Source organism: Pseudomonas sp. GW821-FHT09A09 (assembly GCF_059418405.1).
This window is the reverse complement of record NZ_JBWKPU010000026.1, coordinates 70,275-93,051: the sequence shown is the minus strand read 5'-3', so window position 1 is coordinate 93,051 and position 22,777 is coordinate 70,275. Positions and strand designations below refer to the sequence as shown.

Below are 22,777 nucleotides of genomic sequence, written 5' to 3'. Positions count from 1 at the left end.
CCCCCCCCCCCCCCCCCCCCCCCCCCCCCCCCCCCCCCCCCCCCCCCCCCCCCCCCCCCCCCCCCCCCCCCCCCCTCGCTCCTACAGTGGATTGGGGGTGTACGGTGGATTGGGGGTGGTTTTGGAATTTGGGTTTACGCGGCCAATAAAAAGCCCCGCCTGATCACTCAGGCGGGGCTTTTCAGTTACGGCTGGACTCAGGCGAGAGGTTTGCTCTCGTGTTCTGCTTCCAGTGCAGCAGCGGCGGCTGCGGCGGCCTCGGCTTCCTTGCGACGACGACGCACTTCACGTGGGTCGTTCGGCGCACGGCCGTTTTCGGTCAGGGCGCTGGCCGGGGCGGCTTCGACCACCGGGGCTGCCACTTCGGCAACCACTGGGGCTTCAACCACTGGAGCAGACTCAACAGCCGGAGCGGGTTCAACCACTGGGGCTGGCTCGGCAACCACGACCTCGGCAACCGGTGCTGGCGCTTCTTCTACCACTGGGGCAGGAGCTGGCGCTTCAACCGGAGCGGCGGGTTCGGCAGTCCATTGGAAGGCGGTCTGTTCTTCACGAACTTCACGCACTTCTGGAGCGGCTTCAACCACTGGCTGTGGTTCAACGACCGGTGCAGGCTCAACCGCTGCCACTTCAACTTCTGGCAGGGTTTCTTGAACCGGGGCAACTTCCACTTCCGGAACGACCGGCGCTTCGATTGGGGTAGTGGCCTCGACAACCGGTGCTTCTACCACAGGGGCTTCAACCACTGGCGTTTCGACTACGCTTGCTTCTACCACTGGCGCTTCGGCTGCTGGAGCCTCGGCAACAGGTGCTTCAACAACAGCGGTGTCTTCAACGGCCGCAGTGGCGCGTTCAGCCTGCTCGTGAGCCTGGGCTTCAGCAGGTGCGCTGATGACCGAGCTGGCAACGGCAGCAGTGACGGCCAGGCCGGCAGCCAGTTCGGCGCCTGTTGGCTCCTGGGTGGTGCCTTCAGCGTTCTCGCCGGCTTCTTCCGAGCCTTCGATCACGTTGCCGTTGGCATCGCGTTGACGCTCACGACGGTTGCTGCGACGACGCTGGCCACGGGAGCGGCGGCGCGGACGATCGCCTTCGGCGCCTTCCTGACCGTCTTCCTGCAGTTGCTCTTCGCCGGTTAGTACTTCTTCTTCACTGGCGGCAGCGGCTTGCTCTGCACGTGGCTGGCGTTCTTCACGCGGGGCACGTGGTTGACGCTCTTCACGTGGCGCACGTTCTTCACGCGGCTGGCGAGCCGGGCGTTCTTCGGCAACAACGGCAGCACCGGCAACGGCTGGGGCAGCATCCAGCGGCTCGCGCAGTTCACGCACGCGTTCTTCACGCTCGCCACGTGGCTTGCGATCTTCACGCGGAGCACGTGGGGTGCGCGGTGCGCGCTCTTCACGCGGTGCACGTTCTTCACGGGCTACGGACGGGGTGTCTTCACGGGCTTCGCGAGGTGCACGTTCTTCACGCGGTGCGCGTTCTTCACGTGGGGCACGCTCTTCGCGCGGCTTGCGTTCTTCGTCACGGCGGCCGTTGCGGTTACGGCTCTGCTGGCGACCGTTGCGACGTTCTTCGTTGCGTGCAGGGCGCTCGGCGGCTGGTTTTTCAACCACAACCGGTGCAGCAGGCTCTTCCTTGGTGGCGAACAGGCTGACCAGCGACTTCACCAGGCCCTTGAACAGGCTTGGCTCAGGCAGGGCGGCCGGCGCTGCAACCGGAGCAGCGGCTTCGGTTGGCACCGGAGCGTTGGCACGGGCCGGCGCAGTTTTGACCGCGGCTTCCTGGCGAACCAGGGTGCGGGTCGCAGCGGCTGGCTGGACTTCTTCCACTTCGGCAGCGGCAGCAGCGATTTCGTAGCTGGACTGGTTGTTGTGGGCTTCCGGGCTGTCATCACGCAGGCGCTGCACTTCGAAGTGCGGCGTTTCGAGATGATCGTTCGGCAGGATGACGATGCGGGCACGGGTGCGCAGTTCGATCTTGGTGATCGAGTTGCGTTTTTCGTTGAGCAGGAAAGCAGCCACCGGGATCGGCACTTGGGCGCGGACTTCGGCGGTGCGGTCTTTCAGGGCTTCTTCTTCGATCAGGCGCAGGATCGCCAGGGACAGCGATTCAACGTCACGGATGATGCCGGTGCCGTTGCAACGCGGGCAGACGATGCCGCTGCTTTCACCCAGGGATGGACGCAGGCGCTGACGGGACATTTCCAGCAGGCCGAAGCGCGAGATGCGGCCGACTTGCACGCGGGCACGGTCAGCTTCCAGGCATTCGCGGACTTTCTCTTCCACGGCGCGCTGGTTCTTGGCCGGGGTCATGTCGATGAAGTCGATCACGATCAGGCCGCCGATGTCACGCAGGCGCAGCTGGCGGGCGATTTCTTCAGCCGCTTCCAGGTTGGTCTGCAGAGCGGTTTCTTCGATGTCGCTGCCTTTGGTCGCACGCGCCGAGTTGATGTCGATGGACACCAGGGCTTCGGTCGGGTCGATCACAATGGAGCCACCGGAAGGCAGTTCGACCACGCGCTGGAAGGCGGTCTCGATCTGGCTTTCGATCTGGAAACGGTTGAACAGCGGCACGCTGTCTTCGTACAGCTTGATCTTGCTGGCGTACTGCGGCATCACCTGGCGGATGAAGGTCAGGGCTTCGTCCTGGGCTTCAACGCTGTCGATCAGCACTTCGCCGATGTCCTGGCGCAGGTAATCGCGGATGGCGCGGATGATGACGTTGCTTTCCTGGTAGATCAGGAACGGCGCGGAGCGATCCAGGGACGCTTCCTTGATGGCGGTCCACAGTTGCAGCAGGTAGTCGAGGTCCCACTGCATCTCTTCGCTGCTGCGGCCAAGGCCGGCAGTGCGAACGATCAGGCCCATGTCGGCCGGTGCGATCAGGCCGTTCAGCGCTTCACGCAGTTCGTTGCGCTCTTCGCCTTCGATGCGACGGGAAATGCCGCCGGCACGTGGGTTGTTCGGCATCAGGACCAGGTAACGGCCAGCCAGGCTGATGAAGGTGGTCAGGGCGGCGCCCTTGTTGCCACGTTCTTCTTTTTCGACCTGGACGATGACTTCCTGGCCTTCGCTCAGGACGTCCTTGATGTTCACGCGGCCTTCGGGAGCTTTCTTGAAGTATTCGCGGGATATTTCTTTGAGGGGCAGGAAGCCGTGGCGCTCGGAGCCGAAATCGACAAAGGCAGCCTCAAGGCTTGGTTCGATGCGAGTAATACGGCCTTTATAGATGTTGGCTTTCTTTTGCTCGCGTGCACCGGATTCGATGTCCAGGTCGTAGAGGCGTTGGCCATCTACCAGTGCAACACGCAACTCTTCGGGTTGAGTTGCGTTAATCAGCATTCTTTTCATGTTGTACCGTCGGTTTCCGGGCTGCCGGAAACGGCGTTCGGCACACACGACTTCTCACGGTCGGTGTCAGGTGCGTCAAGAGTGGTTGGCCACTCCAGTGTCCAGCGACATCTGCCCAGAGGGGGCAAAGGCGCGACGGACGCGTCCTGCTTGTCTGCTGCGGCGCCACAGGCGCCACTTCAACAAAAGCTAAGGTCAGGAGGAGGAATCAACCGGCGACTGTGGACGAGATGAAGCGTCTAAATATAAGCCTAGTGCTACACGGTCCGACGGTTGTGCATCTCCACCCTACACGTATCCCTGATAATTCGGGTGCTGCCGCGCGCAGAATCCGCAGCGGGTTGGCATTTACCGTGTTCTCCAATGGGGAGTCCACGCTCATGGCTAAACAAGACTAGGTGTGGGCGGTTGCGCTCTCACTCAGCTCTTAACAGGCGTTGTTTCCGAAGCATTCGCCGTGGTCTGGCTCAAGACTGACTGCACTTTGTGAACTGGCCGTAAATATCGGCGCAGAACGCGAGTATTCACTCTGCTTTCTGCACTCGCTTCAGGCCTCATGTCACCTGCGCTCGTTACAATCTGGAGCCTTCCAGGGTGGCGAAAACCCCGTAGGACGGCCTCGCGTCCTGATGAATTGCGATGGTCAGGGCCGGCAGTTTGCCGCATGTCCTCTGGCCAGGCCGCTTTTGGCGGCGTTCGCGACTATAGCAGCAATGATTAAGTGCTTCAATTCCATAAAAAATTGTTATCATCGCCGCCATGACGACTCCCGACCCCCAGACCCCCAGCGTTCAGCTGCTCGAGGTCTCGCCGGAATATGCCGGCCAACGCATCGACAATTTTCTCCTGGCCAGGCTCAAAGGCGTGCCCAAGACCTTGATTTACCGCATCTTGCGTAAAGGTGAAGTGCGCGTGAACAAGGGCCGGATCAAGCCCGAGTACAAGTTGCAGGCGGGCGATATCGTTCGTGTGCCACCGGTTCGCGTGCCGGAACGCGACGAGCCTGTGCCGCTGGCCCAGGGCCTGCTGCAACGCCTGGAAGCCTCGATTGTCTTCGAAGACAATAAGCTGATCGTGATCAACAAGCCTTGCGGCATTGCGGTTCACGGCGGCAGCGGCCTGAACTTCGGCGTGATCGAAGCTTTCCGTCAACTGCGCCCGGACGCCAAGGAGCTGGAGTTGGTCCATCGCCTGGACCGCGACACCTCCGGCCTGCTGATGATTGCCAAAAAGCGCAGCATGTTGCGCCACCTGCACACCGCCCTGCGGGGCGATGGCGTGGACAAGCGCTACATGGCGCTGGTGCGTGGCAACTGGGCCAGCTCCATCAAGAGCGTCCGTGCGCCGTTGCAGAAGAGCAACCTGCGTTCCGGCGAGCGCATGGTGGAAGTGGACGAGGAGGGCAAAGAAGCCCTGACCCTGTTCAAGGTGCTGCGCCGTTTTGGTGACTTCGCCACCATGGTCGAAGCCAAGCCAGTCACCGGGCGTACCCATCAGATTCGCGTGCACACCCTGCATGCGGGCCACTGCATCGCCGGCGATACCAAGTACGGCGACGAAGATTTCTCCAAGGAAATTCGCGACCTGGGCGGCAAGCGCCTGTTCCTGCATGCCTACATGCTCACCGTGCCGCTGCCCGACGGTGGAGAATTGAAGCTGCAGGCGCCGGTTGATGAGATGTGGGCCAAGACCGTGGAGCGTTTGAGTGTCGCACCTTGATTACAAGCTGCTGATTTTTGATTGGGATGGCACCCTGGCAGATTCCATTGGCCGGATAGTTGAATCCATGCACGCTGCGTCGACCCGCTCGGGTTACGCGCTGTGCACCGATCTGGCGGTCAAGGGCATCATCGGCCTGGGGTTGCCCGAGGCGATCCGCACCTTGTATCCCGAGATCAGTGATGCCGAGCTGATTGCTTTCCGCGAGCACTATGCTGACCACTACATCGCGCTGGAGGCTACGCCTTCGCCGCTGTTCGAGGGGGTCAGGGCGTCTTTGGAAGCCTTCCGCGCTGAGGGTTATCACCTGGCCGTCGCCACCGGCAAGGCCCGTCGCGGGCTGGATCGTGTGCTCAAGGCCCATGGCTGGGAGGATTATTTTGATATCACTCGCGCCGCCGATGAAACTGCCAGCAAGCCTCACCCTCTGATGCTGGAGCAGATCCTGGCCCATTGCGGCGTGTCGCCGCGCCAGGCGCTGATGGTGGGCGATGCCTCCTTCGACCTGATGATGGCGCGCAATGCGGGCATGGACAGCGTGGCCGTCAGCTACGGCGCCCAGTCCGCCGAGGCGCTTCAGCAGTACGAACCGCGCCTGACGATCAATCATTTTTCCGAATTGCAGGCCTGGCTCAGCCGGGCCCGATAAGTCTTTGCTGGGGTTAATGGCATGAGTGACGAGTGGAAGGCGCCCGAAAAGGCTGAAAGCAGTGATGACAAAAGCTGGAAGCTGCTGGAGAAAACCCTCCTGGCCAGCGTCCAGGAGCAGCGTCGCTCGCGGCGTTGGGGGATCTTTTTCAAGCTGCTGACCTTTGTGTACCTGCTAGGTATGCTGGCGTTGTTCAGTCCGCTGGTGGACATGGAGAAAAGTGCGACTCGCAGCGCCAATTACACCGCGCTGATCGAAGTGCGTGGCGTGATTGCCGACAAGGAGTCCGCCAGCGCCGACAATATCGTCAGCAGCCTGCGCGCCGCGTTCGAAGACTCCAAGGTCAAGGGTGTGATCCTGCGTATCAACAGCCCGGGCGGCAGTCCGGTGCAGTCGGGTTACGTATATGACGAGATTCGTCGCCTGCGCGCCTTGCACCCGGACATCAAGCTGTATGCCGTGATTTCCGACCTGGGCGCCTCCGGTGCCTATTACATTGCCAGCGCCGCAGACCAGATCTATGCCGACAAGGCCAGCCTGGTGGGCTCCATTGGCGTGACGGCGGCCGGTTACGGGTTTGTCGGCACCATGGAGAAGCTGGGGGTGGAGCGTCGCACCTACACGTCGGGCGAGCACAAGTCGTTTCTTGACCCGTTCCAGCCGCAAAAGGCCGATGAGACCCAGTTCTGGCAGGGCGTGCTCGACACGACCCATCGTCAGTTCATTGCCAGCGTGAAGCAGGGGCGTGGGGATCGCTTGAAGGACAAGGACCATCCGGAGCTGTTCTCCGGGTTGGTGTGGTCGGGCGAGCAAGCCTTGCCGTTGGGGCTGATCGACGGCCTGGGCAGCGCCAGCTCGGTGGCGCGGGATGTGATTGGCGAGAAAGAACTGGTGGATTTCACCGTTCAGGAATCGCCGTTTGATCGCTTCTCCAAGAAGCTGGGCGCCAGCGTGGCAGAGAAGCTTGCCTTGTATATGGGCTTCCAGGGACCGACCCTGCGCTGATCTAACAGGCGCACCGATTCAACTGTAGGAGCCGGCTTGCTGGCGATAGCGGTGGTCCAGTCGACATTTATATTGGCTGAACCACCGCCATCGCTGGCAAGCCAGCTCCTACAGTTGTTTTGGGGTGGGCTTAAGGGATTTGCACGCCTTCGATGAGTAGCATGTCCACTAGGCGGATAAGCGGCAGCCCGATCAGGCTGGTGGCATCTGGCCCCTCCGTGCTCTGGAACAGGCTCACGCCCAACCCCTCGGCCTTGAAACTGCCTGCGCAGTCATACGGCTGCTCGATCCGCAGGTAGCGCTCGATCCGTTCAGCGTCCAGCTCGCGCATATGCACGGTAAAAGGCACGCAATCCACCTGGCAGCGCCCGGTCTGGGTGTTGAGCAGTGCCAGGCCGGTCAGGAAGCTGACCCGCTTGCCGCTCGCGGCCAGTAGCTGATCCCGGGCGTTTTCAAAGGTGTGCGGCTTGCCGATAATGCGGCCTTCCAGCGCTGCCACTTGATCGGAGCCGATGATCAGGTGGCCAGGATGGCTGGCGGCGAGGGCGCGGGCTTTGTGTTCGGCCAGGCGCTTGACCAGCTCAACGGCAGACTCATTTGCACGATGGCTTTCGTCGATATCCGGCGAGCTGCAGATGAACGGCAGGTGCAGGCGGCTCAGCAATTCCCGGCGATAAACCGAGCTGGATGCGAGTAATAAAGGCAGCATGGGCGTCTCCTCAAGGCAGCCGGGGATTCTAGCGGGGCGACCGGCTGACGCACAGGGCTGAATTTCCTTTGACATGGCCGGGTGCATCCCTATAATGCTGCGCCTATGTTGAATGACCCGATTCCACCTCACGTTGACCCGCGCAAATTGGCTGATCGTGGCACTTCCCTTCAAGGTGAATTGCTGCTGGCCGATTTGGAGAGACTCTGCGACCCGCTTTCCGACACTGTCGGTACGGTGCAGGCCAAATTCGTTTTTGAACGAGATGAACGTAAGTCTGTGGTAATCCACAGCTTTATCGACACCGAAGTCAAAATGGTTTGCCAGCGTTGTCTTGAGCTGGTCACCCTGCCGATCCATAGCGAATGCAGTTATGCTGTGGTGAAGGAGGGTGCGAATACCCAGTCGTTGCCGAAAGGTTATGACGTGCTGGAACTGGGCGAAGATCCTTTGGATCTGCATGCACTGATCGAGGAGGAGCTTCTGCTCGCCTTGCCCATTGTGCCTGCTCATCATCCGGAAGAATGCCAGCAGCCGGCGGGCCTCGATGACGAGCCCGAACCGAGCGAGGACGAGGTAACGCGGTCCAACCCGTTCAGTGTATTGGCGCAGTTAAAGCGTGACCCAAACGTTTAGGAGTTAATCAATTATGGCTGTTCAGCAGAACAAAAAATCCCGCTCCGCCCGTGACATGCGCCGTTCGCACGACGCTCTCGAGGCAAGCACCCTGTCCGTAGAAAAGACCACCGGTGAAGTTCACCTGCGTCACCACGTATCGCCAGAAGGCGTATACCGTGGCCGTAAAGTGATCGACAAGGGCGCTGACGAGTAATCACTTGTCTGCTCTAGTCATCGCGATTGACGCAATGGGCGGGGACTTCGGTCCCCGCAGCATTGTTCAGGCCTGCATTGCCAGCCTGTCTGCAACGCCCTCGCTGCACCTGACCCTCGTCGGTCAACCCTCCCTCCTTGAAGAACTGATTGCCAGCCATCCGGCGGTGGATCGCGCGCGCCTGACGATTACGCCGGCCAGCGAAACCATCGGCATGGATGAAAAACCGGCGGCGGCCCTGCGTGGCAAGCCCGACTCTTCAATGCGGGTGGCGCTGGAGCTGCTGCGTGATGGCAAGGTGCAAGCCTGTGTCAGCGCCGGCAATACCGGGGCCTTGATGGCACTGTCGCGGCATGTGCTCAAGACACTGCCGGGGATTGATCGCCCGGCCATGGTGGCGGCGATTCCGACGCAAAAGGGCTACTGCCAGTTGCTGGACCTGGGCGCGAATGTCGATTGCAGCGCCGAGCACCTGTTCCAGTTCGCGGTGATGGGCTCGGTGGCCGCCGAGGCGCTGGGTGTTGCCCGGCCTCGTGTGGCCCTGCTGAATATCGGCACCGAGGACATCAAGGGCAATCAGCAAGTCAAGCTGGCCGCCACCTTGCTGCAAGGTGCGCGCGGTTTGAACTACATCGGCTTTGTCGAGGGTGACGGTTTATACCGGGGCGAGGCGGACGTGGTGGTGTGCGACGGGTTCGTCGGCAATATCCTGCTCAAGTCCAGCGAAGGCCTGGCGACGATGATCGCCACGCGCATCGAGGCGCTGTTCAAGCAGAACCTCGCTTCTCGTGTGGTGGGCGCCCTGGCGATGCCCTTGATGCGTCGCTTGCAGGCTGACTTGGCGCCTGCGCGGCACAACGGTGCGAGTTTTCTGGGGCTGCAGGGCATTGTGATAAAAAGCCACGGTTCGGCAGGCGTGGAGGGCTTTCAGAGTGCGATTGCGCGCGCCCTGATCGAGATCCAGGAAAACCTGCCGCAACGCTTGCATGGCCGTCTCGAGGACCTGTTGCCTTAGGCGAATCGGCCCGGGAGTGCTTAAATGTGACCGGCCAGTTCAATTGACCATCCAATCTGTCAGTTTCGTGCGCTCCCACCGTAGGAGTGCGCATTTTTGACGACCAGATCATTAGGGGCTTGTTACATGTCTACATCCCTCGCATTCGTCTTTCCAGGGCAGGGTTCGCAGTCCCTCGGCATGTTGGCCGAGCTGGGCGCGCAGTACCCGCTGATCCTGGACACCTTCAAGGAAGCTTCCGACGCCCTGGGTTACGACCTGTGGGCACTGACCCAGCAGGGGCCGGAAGAGCAACTCAATCAAACCGACAAAACCCAGCCGGCCATCCTGACCGCTTCGGTCGCCCTGTGGCGCCTGTGGCTGGCTGAAGGTGGCGCGCGCCCGGCATTCGTCGCCGGTCATAGCCTGGGCGAATACAGCGCCCTGGTGGCAGCGGGCAGCCTGACCCTCGCTGAGGCGGTCAAGCTGGTCGAACGTCGTGGTCAACTGATGCAAGAAGCCGTTCCGGCCGGGCAGGGCGGCATGGCCGCTATCCTGGGGCTGGACGACGCTGTCGTGATCGAAGCCTGTGCCGAAGCGGCTCAGGGCGAAGTGGTCAGCGCGGTGAACTTCAACTCCCCTGGCCAGGTGGTGATCGCCGGTGCCAAGGCTGCGGTCGATCGCGCCATCGAAGGCTGCAAGGCCCGTGGTGCCAAGCGCGCATTGCCGTTGCCGGTGAGCGTGCCGTCCCACTGCGAGCTGATGCGTCCGGCAGCCGAGCGCTTTGCCGAGTCCATCGCCGCCATCAACTGGCAGGCGCCGCAGATCCCGCTGGTGCAGAACGTCAGCGCGGCCGTTGCCGCCGACCTCGACACCCTCAAGCGCGACCTGCTGGAGCAGCTCTACAAGCCGGTACGCTGGGTTGAGTCAGTGCAAACCCTGGCCGCTAACGGTGCGACTGAACTGGTTGAGTGCGGCCCGGGCAAAGTCCTGGCCGGCCTGAACAAGCGTTGCGCCGATGGCGTGTCGACTGCCAACCTCAATACCCCGGATGCCTTCGCTGCCGCCCGCGCGGCACTGGCCTGAAACCCCGAACTTAGGAGAAGCCTGCATGAGTCTGCAAGGTAAAGTTGCACTGGTTACCGGCGCAAGCCGTGGCATTGGCCAGGCGATCGCCCTGGAACTGGGCCGTCAGGGTGCCGTTGTGATCGGTACCGCCACTTCCGCCTCGGGCGCCGAGCGTATCGCCGCGACCCTGAAGGAAAACGGCGTGCAAGGCACCGGCCTTGAGCTGAACGTGACCAGCGATGAGTCCGTGGCTGCCGTACTGGCCGAGATCACCGCACAGTTCGGCGCGCCGGCGATTCTGGTGAATAACGCCGGTATCACCCGCGACAACCTGATGATGCGCATGAAAGACGACGAGTGGTACGACGTGGTCGATACCAATTTGAACAGTCTGTTTCGCTTGTCCAAGGGTGTTTTGCGCGGCATGACCAAGGCGCGTTGGGGCCGAATTATCAATATTGGCTCTGTAGTGGGTGCCATGGGCAACGCAGGCCAAGTAAACTACGCAGCCGCCAAGGCAGGTCTGGAAGGTTTCAGCCGTGCACTGGCGCGTGAAGTCGGTTCGCGGTCGATTACGGTCAACTCGGTGGCCCCAGGGTTCATCGACACCGATATGACCCGTGAACTGCCGGAAGCACAGCGTGAAGCCTTGCTGACGCAGATTCCGCTGGGCCGTCTGGGCCAGGCTAAAGAGATCGCGAATGTGGTCACTTTCCTGGCGTCCGACGGTGCGGCATACGTGACTGGGGCTACAATCCCGGTTAACGGCGGGATGTACATGAGTTAAATTGTGACGGATCGCTTCAAAAAAATGTCATACGAGCTGTCTAAAATCCGTTATAAAGCTGCAACTTAATTTATAGGCAGGTGGCCGACCGGGTACAGGGTGAAGCTTTCAGTTGAAAAGCTGAAATGGCTTTCTATACACTTACCCACTGGCCAGCTGCCTGAATTTGTCCATTAGGAGTTAAACAAGGTATGAGCACCATCGAAGAGCGCGTCAAGAAAATCGTCGCCGAGCAACTGGGCGTTAAAGAAGAAGAAGTGGTCAACACTGCTTCCTTCGTAGAAGACCTGGGTGCCGATTCCCTTGACACCGTTGAGCTGGTGATGGCTCTGGAAGAGGAATTCGAGACCGAAATCCCGGACGAAGAAGCTGAAAAAATCACTACTGTTCAAGCTGCTATCGACTACGTTACTAGCCACCAGGCGTAATAGTTTTTAGTCGTCGCTTGCTGTTGGGAAAAACCGCACTGCTGTTACAGCGTGCGGTTTTTTCTTTAGCTCTATAGCAAAGTGTCGTCATTAGAAAAAGGAGAGTGCTGTGTCGCGTAGACGCGTCGTAGTCACCGGTATGGGTATGTTGTCGCCACTGGGTACGGATGTGCCGAGCAGTTGGCAGGGCATTCTGGCTGGCCACAGTGGTATTGGTCTGATCGAACACACGGACCTTTCTGCCTATTCCACCCGTTTTGGCGGCTCGGTAAAGGGTTTCAATGTCGAGGAATACCTCTCGGTCAAGGAATCCCGCAAACTCGACCTGTTCATTCAGTACGGCCTGGCAGCCGGTTTTCAGGCAGTGCGTAACGCAGGCCTGGAAGTCACCGACGCCAACCGTGACCGCATCGGCGTGGCCATGGGTTCGGGTATTGGCGGTCTGACCAATATCGAAGAAACCAGCCGCACGCTGCACGATTCCGGCCCCCGTCGAATTTCGCCGTTCTTCGTACCGGGCTCGATCATCAACATGATTTCCGGTTTCCTGTCGATCCACTTGGGCGCACAGGGACCTAACTACGCCATCGCCACGGCGTGCACCACCGGCACGCACTGCATCGGCATGGCGGCGCGCAACATCGCCTATGACGAAGCCGACGTGATGATCGCCGGTGGCGCCGAGATGGCGGCCTGCGGCCTGGGCATGGGTGGCTTCGGCGCATCCCGTGCGCTGTCGACCCGCAACGACGAACCGACCCGCGCCAGCCGCCCTTGGGACAAAGGCCGTGACGGTTTTGTGTTGTCCGACGGTGCCGGCGCCCTGGTGCTCGAAGAGCTGGAGCACGCCAAGGCGCGTGGTGCCACGATCTACGCCGAGCTGATCGGCTTTGGCATGAGCGGTGACGCCTACCACATGACCTCGCCACCGTCCGACGGTGCCGGCGCGGCGCGTTGCATCTCCAACGCCTTGCGCGATGCGAAGGTCAACGCCAACCAGGTTCAGTACATCAACGCCCATGGCACCTCGACCCCAACGGGCGACCTGGCGGAAGCCGAGGCCATCAAGTCGGTGTTCGGTGAGCATGCCTACAAGCTGGCGGTCAGCTCTACCAAGTCCATGACCGGTCACCTGTTGGGTGCGGCGGGCGCGGTCGAGGCGATCTTCAGCGTTATGGCCATCAAGGATCAGGTCGCTCCACCGACCATCAACCTCGATGAGCCGGACGAGGGCTGCGACCTGAACTTCGTGCCGCACGAAGCCCAGCCGATGCCAATCGACGTGGTGTTGTCCAACTCGTTCGGTTTTGGTGGCACCAACGGTTCCCTGGTGTTCCGCCGGTTCGCCGAGTGATGCACAGCTGGGTCGACGGTCAGCCAGCGGACAGCGCGCCCCTGAAAGATCGCGGCCTGGCGTATGGCGATGGCCTGTTCGAGACCATCGCCGTCAAGGCCGGGCAGTCTGTGTTGCTCGACCGCCACCTGCATCGTCTTGAAGAGGGATGCAGGCGCCTCGCCTTCACTGCGGATCACGGGTTGATTCGCACTGAAGTGCTGGCCTACGCCGCAGCCCTGGGCAGCGGTGTGCTCAAGCTGATCCTCACCCGTGGCGACAGCCTGCGCGGGTATGGCGTCAACCCTGGCGCACCTGTGCGCCGCATCGTGCAGGGCAGTCCGCCCGCCACCTATTCCCCTGCCCATGGAACCGACGGCATCCGTCTGTTTCCGTGTGCGACCCGCTTGGCCGAGCAGCCTCTGTTGGCCGGTCTCAAGCACCTCAATCGTCTGGAGCAGGTGATCGCCCGCGCCGAATGGCAGGACGCCGAGCATGCCGAAGGCCTGATGCTGGATATGTCCGGTCGCGTCATCGAAGGCGTGTTCAGCAACCTGTTCCTGGTGCGCAACGGCTTGTTACTAACCGCCGATCTGACGCGTTGTGGCGTCGCGGGCGTGATGCGTGCCGAGATTCTGGCCCAGGCGCATGCCCTGGGAGTCCCTGTGGCCGTGGCCGACATCAGCCTGGAGCAGTTGCAGCAGGCGGATGAAGTGTTCATGTGCAACAGCGTTTATGGCATTTGGCCGGTGCGCGAGTGCGCTGCGATGAGCTGGTCGGTTGGGCCGCTCACCCGTAAACTGCAGGGCATTGTTCGCGCGCTATTGGATATTTGAGTTGATACGAAAACTGGTTTTACTGCTGCAGATCGGCCTGGTCTCGGCGGGCTTGCTGCTGGGCTTCTCGGCCTGGAAGCTTGACTCGGCCTTGAAGCAGCCCTTGAACCTGCCCCAGGAACAATTGCTTGATGTGCCGGCAGGGGCGACCCCCACCGGCACCTTCAACCGCCTGGAAGCCGAAGGCGTGCTTGATGACGCCTTCTGGTTGCGCCTGTACTGGCGCTTCAATCTTGACGGCCAGCCACTGCACAGCGGCGAATACCGCATGACCCCTGGCCTCACCGCCCAAGGCCTGATTGGCCTGTGGCAGCGCGGCGAAGTGGTGCAATACAGCCTTACCCTGGTAGAAGGCTGGAACTTCCGCCAAGTGCGTTCGGCCCTGGCCAAGCATGAAAAGATCGTACAGACCCTGTCTGGCCTGACCGACAGCGAAGTGATGGACAAGCTCGGCCACCCCGGCGTGTTCCCCGAAGGGCGATTCTTCCCCGACACCTACCGCTTTGTGCGCGGCATGACCGATGTCGAGTTCCTGAAAAAAGCCTACAACCGCCTCGACGATGTGCTCGCCCAAGAGTGGAGCAAGCGCGCTGCCGATGCGCCGTACACCGACCCTTACCAAGCCCTGATCATGGCCTCCCTGGTCGAGAAAGAAACCGGCGTGCCCGAAGAACGTGGGCAGATTGCCGGGGTGTTTGTGCGACGCATGAAGATCGGCATGCTGCTGCAGACCGACCCGACCGTGATCTACGGCCTGGGTGAGCGCTACAACGGCAAGTTGACCCGCGCTCACCTGAAGGAGGCCAACCCCTACAACACCTACATGGTGGCCGGCCTGCCGCCGACACCCATCGCCATGGTCGGTCGCGAGGCCATTCACGCCGCGCTGAACCCGGTGCCGGGCAGCAGCCTGTATTTCGTCGCCCGTGGCGATGGCAGCCATATTTTTTCCGATGACCTGGATGCGCATAATGCCGCCGTGCGCGAGTTCCAGCTCAAGCGCCGTGCCGACTACCGCTCCAGCCCGGCACCGGCGGTGAAGCCTGCGCAAGACGCAACGCCAGCGGCCGATGTGCCTGCGCCAGCGCCGGTTGAACAGCCGGCCGAGCCTGCGCCGGACACTGCTGCGCCGCAAAGCCCGCAATAATTCTGACTAAGGACTGCCCGTGACTGGCTTGTTTATTACCCTGGAAGGCCCCGAAGGCGCTGGCAAAAGCACCAACCGCGATTACCTCGCCGAGCGCTTGCGTGCCGAAGGTATCGAAGTGGTGTTGACCCGCGAGCCCGGCGGCACGCCGCTGGCCGAGCGTATCCGCGAGGTGCTGCTGGCGCCGGGTGAAGAGCAGATGAACCCGGACACCGAGCTGCTGTTGGTGTTCGCTGCCCGTGCCCAGCACTTGGCCGAGGTGATTCGCCCAGCCCTGGCGCGCGGTGCCGTGGTGATCTGCGACCGGTTCACCGATTCCACCTATGCCTATCAGGGCGGTGGCCGGGGCTTGTCCCTGGAGCGCATCGCCACGCTCGAAACTTTCGTTCAAGGCGACCTGCGCCCGGACCTGACCCTGGTGTTCGACTTGCCGGTTGAAGTCGGCCTGGCCCGCGCCAGCGCCCGGGGTCGCCTGGACCGTTTCGAGCTGGAAGGCCAGGCGTTCTTTGACGCAGTACGCACCGCGTTCCTCAAGCGTGCTGCGGCCGAGCCTGCGCGCTACTACCTGCTGGATGCCGCCCAACCGCTGGCCCAGGTGCAGCACGCCATCGACGCCCTGTTGCCCACACTGCTGGAGCGTGCCCGTGGCTGAAGCCTACCCGTGGCAGGAAGGTCTCTGGCAGCAATTGGCCGGCCGTGCCCAGCACGCCCACGCCTACTTGCTGCATGGCCCCATCGGTATTGGCAAGCGCGACCTGGCCGAGCGCCTCATGGCCAGCCTGCTCTGCCAGAAACCGGTCAATCTGGAAGCCTGCGGCGAGTGTAAGTCGTGCCTGCTGCTCAAGGCCGGCAGCCACCCGGACAACTACCTGCTGGAACCTGAAGAAGCCGACAAGGCAATCAAGGTCGACCAGGTGCGCGATCTCGTCAGCTTCGTGGTGCAAACCGCGCAAATGGGCGGGCGCAAGGTCGTGCTGATCGAGCCGGTGGAGGCGATGAACATCAACGCTGCCAACGCTTTGCTCAAGAGTTTGGAGGAGCCGTCCGGCGATACCGTGTTGCTGCTGGTCAGCCACCAGTCCAGCCGTTTATTGCCGACGATCCGCAGCCGTTGCGTGCAGCAGGCGTGCCCGCTGCCCAGCGAGGCCATGAGCTTGCAATGGCTGGCGAAGGCTTTGCCGGACTGTTCCGAAGATGAACGCGTCGAGCTGTTGACCCTGGCCGCAGGTTCGCCGCTGGCTGCCGTGAAGCTTCAGGCCCAAGGTGTGCGTGAACAACGCGCGCTGGTGGTGGACGGCGTCAAGAAGCTGCTCAAGCAGGAACAGTCCGCGACCCAACTGGCCGAAGGCGCCTGGAAGGACATCCCGTTGTTGCTGCTGTTCGACTGGTTTTGCGACTGGTCGAGCCTGATCCTGCGCTACCAGTTGACCCAGGACGAAAGCGGGCTGGGCCTGCCGGACATGCGCAAGGTGGTGCAGTACCTGGCGCAGAAGAGCGCCCAGGACAAGGTGCTGGCCATCCAGGACTGGATCCTCGCCCAGCGCCAGAAAGTCCTGGGCAAGGCCAACCTCAACCGCGTGCTGTTGCTTGAAGCGCTGTTGGTGCAGTGGGTCGGCCTGCTCGGCCGGCGTTAATTTCCGTGGCCGACAGGTGTATCGTCGGTCAGACCTTTTCCGTGAACCAAGTTGTCTTTTTCCTATGCTCGTAGATTCCCATTGCCACCTTGACCGCCTCGACCTTGCCCAGCACGCCGGCTCTCTTGATGCTGCCCTTGAAGCGGCGCGCGGACGTGGAGTAGGGCACTTCCTGTGCATCGGCGTGAGCGCCGAGAACGCCGCCGACGTCAAGGCCCTGGCCGAGCGTTATGCCGATGTGGATTGCTCGGTGGGTATCCACCCGCTGGACCTTAAGCCCGGCGAAGCTCCGGCCCTCGACTGGTTGCTGGGTGAACTCAACCACCCGCGCGTGGTGGCCATTGGTGAAACCGGCTTGGACTACCACTACGAACCCGAAGCTGCGGAGTTGCAGCAGGCGTCATTCCGTCTGCATCTGCAAGCGGCCAAGCAGACCGGCAAGCCGGTCATCGTGCACACCCGTGGCGCCCGCGCCGACACCCTCGCGTTGCTGCGCGAAGCCGCGTTGCCCCAGGCTGGCGTGTTGCATTGTTTCACCGAGGATTGGGACATGGCCAAGGCGGCCCTGGACCTGGGGTTCTATATTTCGCTGTCCGGTATCGTCACCTTCCGCAATGCCGATGCCCTGCGTGATGTGGCCCGCCAAGTGCCGGCCGACCGTTTGCTGGTCGAAACCGATTCGCCGTACCTGGCGCCAATCCCCCATCGCGGCAAACCGAACCTGCCGGAATACGTGCGTGACGTCGCGGATTATCTGGCAATGCTGCGGGGTGAGTCCTACGAGCGCTTCGCCGAACAGACCACCGAGAACTTCAAGCGCCTGTTCCCGCTGGCGCATGTTGCCGGCTGACGAGGCCAAATCGCAGGCAAAAAAAACCCGGGTTCTGGGGGGTGAATCCGGGCTAAGACCATTAGGAGTAAAACAAGGGCACGCAGTCCGTCGGTACCCAGGTCGACGCGTCACTTGGGGGAGATGCCACGTCGACAATTGAAGTATTGATCAGTATCCCATTCAGTCCAGTCGCATCTGATCGTTTTTTAAACAGATTTGGAATACGCGCGCTTCGCTTGAGTTCTCATTAAGCCAGTGCACAGGTGTATGTATTGCGTATTATTTCTGACTGATAGCGACGAATTCGTTGGCACATTGAAAGTTAAGTGCATAACGGGTTCACATAGACATTGCCCAACGACTGTTCAGTCGGGATAATCCCTCGCACTGGGTAAATCGTATCGCCACGTATCCGTGGCCCTGCGCAACCCTCCCACATTGACCTCTGCAGACTTCTCCCTCATGCAAAAAGAACCCCGTAAGGTCCGTGAGTTTCGCCGCCGTGAGCAGGAAATTCTCGACACAGCACTCAAGCTGTTCCTCGAACAAGGTGAAGACAGCGTCACCGTCGAGATGATTGCGGATGCCGTGGGTATCGGCAAAGGCACGATCTACAAGCACTTCAAATCCAAGGCCGAGATTTACCTGCGCCTGATGCTCGACTACGAGCGCGATTTGAACGAGCTGTTGCATTCGGCCGATGTCGACAAGGACAAGGAGGCGCTGTCCCGGGCCTACTTCGAGTTCCGCATGCGCGACCCGCAGCGCTACCGCCTGTTCGACCGCCTGGAAGAGAAGGTGGTCAAGGGCCACCAGGTGCCGGAGATGGTCGAGGAGTTGCACAAGATCCGTGCCTCGAACTTCGAACGCCTGACCCTGCTGATCAAGGGCCGCATCACCGAAGGCAAGCTTGAAGACGTGCCGCCGTATTTCCACTACTGCGCCGCATGGGCGCTGGTGCATGGCGCCGTGGCGCTTTACCACTCGCCGTTCTGGAGCAATGTGCTGGAAGATCAGGAAGGTTTCTTCCAATTCCTCATGGACATCGGCGTGCGCATGGGCAACAAGCGCAAGCACAGCACTGACCTGCCAAACCCTGACGCCAAGGGCGGGGAAACCCCTGCTGTATAAGTCATTCGCCACAGTGATGGCCCAATGATTTACTGCCAGGCGCAGTGTCCCAGGAATATACTCAGGCAAGGATCTTGCTAAAAGCTGATTTATGAGTCAGCTTTTAGCGCGCCCCCATCATCCTCTGCCGGAGTGATCCATGATCGTTGATCGTCAAGGCAGGCGTTTTCGCAATTTGCGAATCAGCCTGACCTCAGCCTGCAATTACGCGTGTACCTACTGCGTGCCTAATGGCAAGCGGCTGGTGGCTGCCCAGGACGAACTCTCGGCCGAGGCCATGGCCCGTGGCGTGGCTTACTTGATCGAAGCGGCGGGCATCGACCGCCTGCGCATCACCGGGGGCGAGCCACTGGTTAGCCCCAAGCTGGAAGCCTTTATGGGCGCGGTGGGGCAGATGGGGCTCAGTGATATCAGCCTGACCACTAATGGCCAGCTCCTGGCGCGCAAGTTGCCGCTGCTGGTGGAGGCGGGTATCCGGCGCATCAACGTTTCCCTCGACACACTGGACGCCGACGCCTTCCGCAGCATCGCCCGTGGCGGCGACCTTGCCACTGTGCTCGACGGCATGGACCAGGCCCGCGCCGCCGGCCTCAAGATTAAAGTGAACATGGTGCCGTTGCGTGGGCAGAACCTGGACCAGGTCATGCCGCTGCTCGACTACTGCCTGGAACGCGGCTACGAGTTGCGCTTCATCGAGCTGATGCGCATGGGCCACTTGGCCAAGGACTCCAACGCGTTCCTGCAGCAGTTTGTCAGCCTGCAGCAATTGCTCAGCCTGATCGGCGAACACCACGAATACCTGCAAGCCAACGCCCCGGTGGACGCCACCGCCGTGCGTTACGAAGTCCCAGGCAAAGGCTTCTTCGGCGTGATCGCTAATGAAAGTGTGCCGTTTTGCCGGACCTGCTCGCGGCTGCGGCTGTCCTCCACCGGCTGGCTGCATGGCTGCCTGTCGTCGAGTAACCGTCACTACATCGGCGACTTGCTGGACAAGCCCCGCCACCAGGCGCTTCCCGCGCTGCAAGGTTTGTTGATGAAGGCCCTGGGCGACAAGCAGGAAGTCGCCTTCTCTGGCGGTGCCACCATCATGAAGATCATCGGCGGATAATCCCCATTCCCCTGTAGGCGCGGGCTTGTGTGGGAGCTGGCTTGCCTGCGATGCAAGCACCTCGGTGGATCAGTCACACCGAGTTGATGCAATCGCTGGCAAGCCAGCTCCTACAGATATTCAGCATTGCGATGAATGGCCTGGATTCTGCATCTCACGCCCATTCGCCGGTTTTCCGTCACCGGCTTCTGGAGGATTAGGATGCGTAGTCTGGTGTTGTTGCTGGCGTCGTTGACGCTGAGTGGTTGCATGACCGTCAGCGATATGGCCGAAGGCACCCGTTATCAGATGAGTGACGCTGGGCTGCTGGACCACAGTGATACACGCCGCAGCGCGTCGATTCGTGTGCAGCCCGACTCCTTTATCTTTATCGCCCAAGGCGCCTTCGTGCCGCCGGGCAGTGCCTACCCGCGTCCCAATGTGGTGGCCGAGGAAGCCTTCAACGGCTTTGTCGAATACTTCCCCATGGTGCGTCGCGCCCGCCAGACCGAAGGCCTTGAACAGGCAATGTCCGAAGCCCGTGCAGCCGGCGCGCACTACCTGCTGTACTGCCGATTTGCGGCAGCCGATGACCGCATTGGCAATGCCGACGAGTGGACCGACCAGCAAGCCCTGGACCGCGTTGGCCTGGACAGTGGCGTGATTCAGGTCATGCTGATCGAGACCAGCACCCAGTATTTGATTGATACTGTGCGCATTCGCAGCCGTGGCGGTTTACTGACGTTCCACGACAACAAGCCTCAAGACCTGATCGCCCGCCCACTGGCGCAGTACGCGCGCAGCCTGCTCGGGATGAGCGACCAGTAATTCAAAAGGAGACCCGCATGACCGATTCCGCCAAGGCCAACGACCTGTTGGCCCAACTGCCCAAGGGCAAGGGACCGGCGCCGGTGCACCTGTGGAACCCGGATTTCTGCGGCAACATCGACATGCGCATCGCCCGCGACGGCACCTGGTTTTATCAGGGCACGCCAATCGGGCGCAAACCGATGGTCAAGTTGTTCTCCAACATCATCCGCCGCGACGGCGATGAGTATTTCCTGGTGACCCCCGTGGAAAAGGTCGGCATCACCGTCGATGACGCGCCGTTTGTCGCGGTCACCCTGGAAGTCGAAGGGCAGGGCGAACGCCAGGTTCTGCGCTTTACCACCAACGTCGACGATCAGATCGAGGCGGGCCTTGAGCACCCGCTGCGGGTGGTGATCGACCCTGTCACCCAGGAACCTGCGCCTTACCTGCGGGTGCGCACCAACCTTGAAGCCCTCGTGCACCGCAACGCGTTCTACCAATTGGTGGAGCTGGCGGTGAGCCGTCCGATCAACGGTCAGAACTGGCTGGGCGTCTGGAGCGGCGGGGAATTTTTCCCCATTGGCCTGGAGCCGTGAGGCGGTTTTTTTCATCTCTCTGAAATAATTCGCTTGCTGCCATCGGGCGCTTTCGGTTATCAATTTGTACATGATTAGACATGTTCGATTTGATAAGAAAAAACGCGTCGTCGACGAGCTCATCCGCCGTATCGAGGGTGGGGTGATGGCCGACGGTTTCCTGCTGCCGGGCGAGCATCAACTGGCCGAAGAGTTTGCGGTCAGCCGTGGCACCCTGCGTGAAGCCCTGGCCGAGCTCAAGCGTCGCAACTACATCGCGACCCAGAGCGGCGTCGGCTCCATCGTCACCTTTGACGGCATGGTGCTCGACCAACGCAGCGGCTGGGCCCAAGCCCTGGCCGACACCGGCGCACGGGTCACCACCGACATCCTGCGCCTGGAAGCGGTCACTCGGCCGGACCTGGCCAGCCGTTTCGGCAGCGACCAGTTCATCGCCCTCGACCGTCGCCGGCGTACCACCGATGGCGTCGCCGTGTCCCTCGAACGTTCCTTGATGCCTGCCGCGGGAGGCCTGGAAAGCCTGCCGCGAGTCGGCCTGATCGATAACTCCCTGACCATCACCCTGGCAGCCTACGGTTATGTCGGCGCCGAAGGTGACCAATGGATCGGCGCCGAGCCGCTGAATGACGAGGACGCCGAGCTGCTCGGCCGACCTGCCGGCACCGTGTTTCTCAAGGCCTCGCGCACCACCTACGACCGCCGCGAGCGCTTCATGGAGTACGTCGAGAGTTTGCTCGACCCTTTGCACTTTCGCCTGCACCTGCAGTTTGGAGCCTTGAAATGACCCCGGATATTCGCGCACTCGGCGCGTTCTACGGCTTGGCGCTGGGCGATGCCCTCGGGATGCCTACCCAGTCCCTGAGCCGCGAGCAAGTCAGGGCGCGCTTCGGGGCCATCACTGGCCTGGAAGACGCCGACGCCGACCAACCGATTGCGCCGAACATGCCTGCTGGCTCGATCACCGACGACACCGAGCAGGCGATCCTGGTCGGCGAGTTGCTGGTGGAAGGCCACGGCAAGATCGAACCCACGGTACTGGCCCAGCGCCTGATCGAGTGGGAAGCGGTGATGCGCGCCAAAGGCTCCCAGGACTTGCTCGGGCCGTCGACCAAGCGCGCCATCGACATGATCCTCGCCGGCCACACACCTGAAGAGTCCGGACGTTATGGCACCACCAACGGCGCGGCGATGCGCATCACCCCCGTGGGCATCGCGGCCGACGTCAGCGACCCGGCGCATTTCATCCAGGCGGTGATCCAGGCCTGCCAGGTCACCCACAACACCAGCCTTGGCATCTCCAGCGCCGCGGCTGTGGCGGCGGTGGTCTCGGCGGGCATCAATGGCACCGACCTCGGTGAAGCCCTGAACATCGGTGTCCAGATCGCCCAGCAGGCGGAAAACCATGGTCACTGGATCGCTGGTGGGCGCATTTCCACCCGCATCAGTTGGGCGCGCACTTTGAGCGTCGGCAGTGGCGACAAAGCCTTGTTCGCCGACTTGCTTTACGAATTGATCGGCACCTCCGTCGCCTCCCAGGAATCGGTGGTGGTGTCGTTTGCCCTCGCGCAGCAAGTGGCGGTGGGGGAGATGAATGCTTTCGAGGCCCTGTGCCTGGCCGCCAGCCTCGGCGGTGACACCGACACCATCGCCGCCATTCTCGGTGCGATGTTGGGCGCGTGCCTGGGCCTGCAGTGCTGGCCCGAGGCGCTGATCGAACAGGTCAAGCAGGTCAATGGCCTGGAGTTGCAGCCGCTGGTGCAAGGGCTGCTGAAACTGCGCTGACCCCTGTAGGAGCCCGGCTTGCCGGCGATGGCGCCCTCACTATCGCCA

At 61.6% G+C, this 22,777-nt stretch carries 23 protein-coding genes; 21 read left to right on the top strand and 2 right to left on the bottom strand.

Annotated elements, in window-relative coordinates; genetic code table 11:
• Positions 1 to 197: 197 nt before the first annotated feature.
• A complete protein-coding gene (rne, locus tag AC07OV_RS21500) occupies positions 198 to 3,350 on the bottom strand; it encodes a ribonuclease E (RefSeq protein ID WP_495092925.1) in 3,153 nt (1,050 codons plus the stop codon).
• A gap of 759 nt (positions 3,351 to 4,109) precedes the next feature.
• Here rne and rluC point away from each other — a divergent pair.
• From rluC to AC07OV_RS21485, 3 genes are read left to right on the top strand one after another with little or no spacing between them, the layout of a single operon-like run.
• Positions 4,110 to 5,069 carry a 23S rRNA pseudouridine(955/2504/2580) synthase RluC gene (gene rluC / locus AC07OV_RS21495; protein ID WP_016973682.1) on the top strand — a complete coding sequence of 320 codons (960 nt, stop codon included), beginning with the start codon at positions 4,110 to 4,112 and terminating at the stop codon, positions 5,067 to 5,069.
• A complete protein-coding gene (locus AC07OV_RS21490) occupies positions 5,056 to 5,718 on the top strand; it encodes an HAD-IA family hydrolase (protein ID WP_495092924.1) in 663 nt (220 codons plus the stop codon). Before rluC ends, AC07OV_RS21490 begins: the two co-directional genes overlap by 14 nt.
• Positions 5,719 to 5,739: 21 nt before the next feature.
• A complete protein-coding gene (locus AC07OV_RS21485) occupies positions 5,740 to 6,723 on the top strand; it encodes a S49 family peptidase (RefSeq protein WP_176997928.1) in 984 nt (327 codons plus the stop codon).
• A gap of 130 nt (positions 6,724 to 6,853) precedes the next feature.
• Here the strand turns inward: AC07OV_RS21485 and AC07OV_RS21480 are convergent, their stop codons facing one another.
• Entirely contained in the window at positions 6,854 to 7,432 is a 579-nt protein-coding gene (locus AC07OV_RS21480; protein WP_178923484.1) for a Maf family protein, read from the bottom strand.
• A gap of 105 nt (positions 7,433 to 7,537) precedes the next feature.
• Between AC07OV_RS21480 and AC07OV_RS21475 the strand changes: the two genes are divergently transcribed.
• From AC07OV_RS21475 to AC07OV_RS21390, 18 genes are all read left to right on the top strand, one after another.
• Entirely contained in the window at positions 7,538 to 8,068 is a 531-nt protein-coding gene (locus tag AC07OV_RS21475) for a YceD family protein (protein ID WP_010566563.1), read from the top strand.
• Positions 8,069 to 8,081: 13 nt separating this feature from the next.
• A complete protein-coding gene (gene rpmF / locus AC07OV_RS21470; protein ID WP_003179396.1) occupies positions 8,082 to 8,264 on the top strand; it encodes a 50S ribosomal protein L32 in 183 nt (60 codons plus the stop codon).
• Between the two features lie 4 nt (positions 8,265 to 8,268).
• On the top strand, positions 8,269 to 9,279 hold the full coding sequence (gene plsX / locus AC07OV_RS21465; RefSeq protein WP_176997926.1) for a phosphate acyltransferase PlsX: 1,011 nt from the start codon (positions 8,269 to 8,271) through the stop codon (positions 9,277 to 9,279).
• 126 nt (positions 9,280 to 9,405) lie between these two features.
• Positions 9,406 to 10,344, top strand: coding sequence for an ACP S-malonyltransferase (gene fabD, locus AC07OV_RS21460; RefSeq protein WP_494998263.1), 939 nt, complete (start codon positions 9,406 to 9,408; stop codon positions 10,342 to 10,344).
• A gap of 25 nt (positions 10,345 to 10,369) precedes the next feature.
• A complete protein-coding gene (gene fabG, locus AC07OV_RS21455; RefSeq protein WP_494998262.1) occupies positions 10,370 to 11,113 on the top strand; it encodes a 3-oxoacyl-ACP reductase FabG in 744 nt (247 codons plus the stop codon).
• Between the two features lie 191 nt (positions 11,114 to 11,304).
• On the top strand, positions 11,305 to 11,541 hold the full coding sequence (gene acpP, locus AC07OV_RS21450) for an acyl carrier protein (RefSeq protein WP_003175607.1): 237 nt from the start codon (positions 11,305 to 11,307) through the stop codon (positions 11,539 to 11,541).
• 109 nt (positions 11,542 to 11,650) lie between these two features.
• Positions 11,651 to 12,895 carry a beta-ketoacyl-ACP synthase II gene (gene fabF / locus AC07OV_RS21445; protein ID WP_176997924.1) on the top strand — a complete coding sequence of 415 codons (1,245 nt, stop codon included), beginning with the start codon at positions 11,651 to 11,653 and terminating at the stop codon, positions 12,893 to 12,895.
• The gene (gene pabC / locus AC07OV_RS21440) at positions 12,895 to 13,710 is read left to right on the top strand and encodes an aminodeoxychorismate lyase (RefSeq protein ID WP_495092923.1); all 816 of its coding nucleotides are present in this window, start codon (positions 12,895 to 12,897) and stop codon (positions 13,708 to 13,710) included. Before fabF ends, pabC begins: the two co-directional genes overlap by 1 nt.
• 1 nt (position 13,711) lies before the next feature.
• Positions 13,712 to 14,857, top strand: a complete 1,146-nt coding sequence (gene mltG / locus AC07OV_RS21435) for an endolytic transglycosylase MltG (RefSeq protein ID WP_495092922.1) — start codon at positions 13,712 to 13,714, stop codon at positions 14,855 to 14,857.
• 19 nt (positions 14,858 to 14,876) lie between these two features.
• Entirely contained in the window at positions 14,877 to 15,509 is a 633-nt protein-coding gene (tmk, locus tag AC07OV_RS21430) for a dTMP kinase (RefSeq protein WP_095017293.1), read from the top strand.
• Complete coding sequence (locus AC07OV_RS21425) at positions 15,502 to 16,491, top strand: DNA polymerase III subunit delta' (protein WP_176997921.1); 990 nt, start codon at positions 15,502 to 15,504, stop codon at positions 16,489 to 16,491. The genes tmk and AC07OV_RS21425 overlap by 8 nt, the downstream gene beginning before the upstream one ends.
• A gap of 64 nt (positions 16,492 to 16,555) precedes the next feature.
• Positions 16,556 to 17,341, top strand: coding sequence for a TatD family hydrolase (locus AC07OV_RS21420; protein WP_494998259.1), 786 nt, complete (start codon positions 16,556 to 16,558; stop codon positions 17,339 to 17,341).
• 444 nt (positions 17,342 to 17,785) lie between these two features.
• Positions 17,786 to 18,454 carry a TetR/AcrR family transcriptional regulator gene (locus AC07OV_RS21415; RefSeq protein ID WP_494998258.1) on the top strand — a complete coding sequence of 223 codons (669 nt, stop codon included), beginning with the start codon at positions 17,786 to 17,788 and terminating at the stop codon, positions 18,452 to 18,454.
• A gap of 139 nt (positions 18,455 to 18,593) precedes the next feature.
• Positions 18,594 to 19,562, top strand: coding sequence for a GTP 3',8-cyclase MoaA (locus AC07OV_RS21410; protein WP_176997918.1), 969 nt, complete (start codon positions 18,594 to 18,596; stop codon positions 19,560 to 19,562).
• Positions 19,563 to 19,763: 201 nt separating this feature from the next.
• A complete protein-coding gene (locus AC07OV_RS21405) occupies positions 19,764 to 20,369 on the top strand; it encodes a DUF4823 domain-containing protein (RefSeq protein WP_178923462.1) in 606 nt (201 codons plus the stop codon).
• Between the two features lie 17 nt (positions 20,370 to 20,386).
• On the top strand, positions 20,387 to 20,947 hold the full coding sequence (locus AC07OV_RS21400; protein WP_457407205.1) for a DUF1285 domain-containing protein: 561 nt from the start codon (positions 20,387 to 20,389) through the stop codon (positions 20,945 to 20,947).
• 70 nt (positions 20,948 to 21,017) lie between these two features.
• Positions 21,018 to 21,731: a GntR family transcriptional regulator gene (locus AC07OV_RS21395; RefSeq protein WP_494998256.1), complete on the top strand. Its 714-nt coding sequence runs from the start codon at positions 21,018 to 21,020 to the stop codon at positions 21,729 to 21,731.
• Positions 21,728 to 22,729, top strand: coding sequence for an ADP-ribosylglycohydrolase family protein (locus AC07OV_RS21390; protein WP_178923458.1), 1,002 nt, complete (start codon positions 21,728 to 21,730; stop codon positions 22,727 to 22,729). The genes AC07OV_RS21395 and AC07OV_RS21390 overlap by 4 nt, the downstream gene beginning before the upstream one ends.
• The last annotated feature ends 48 nt before the right edge of the window (positions 22,730 to 22,777 follow it).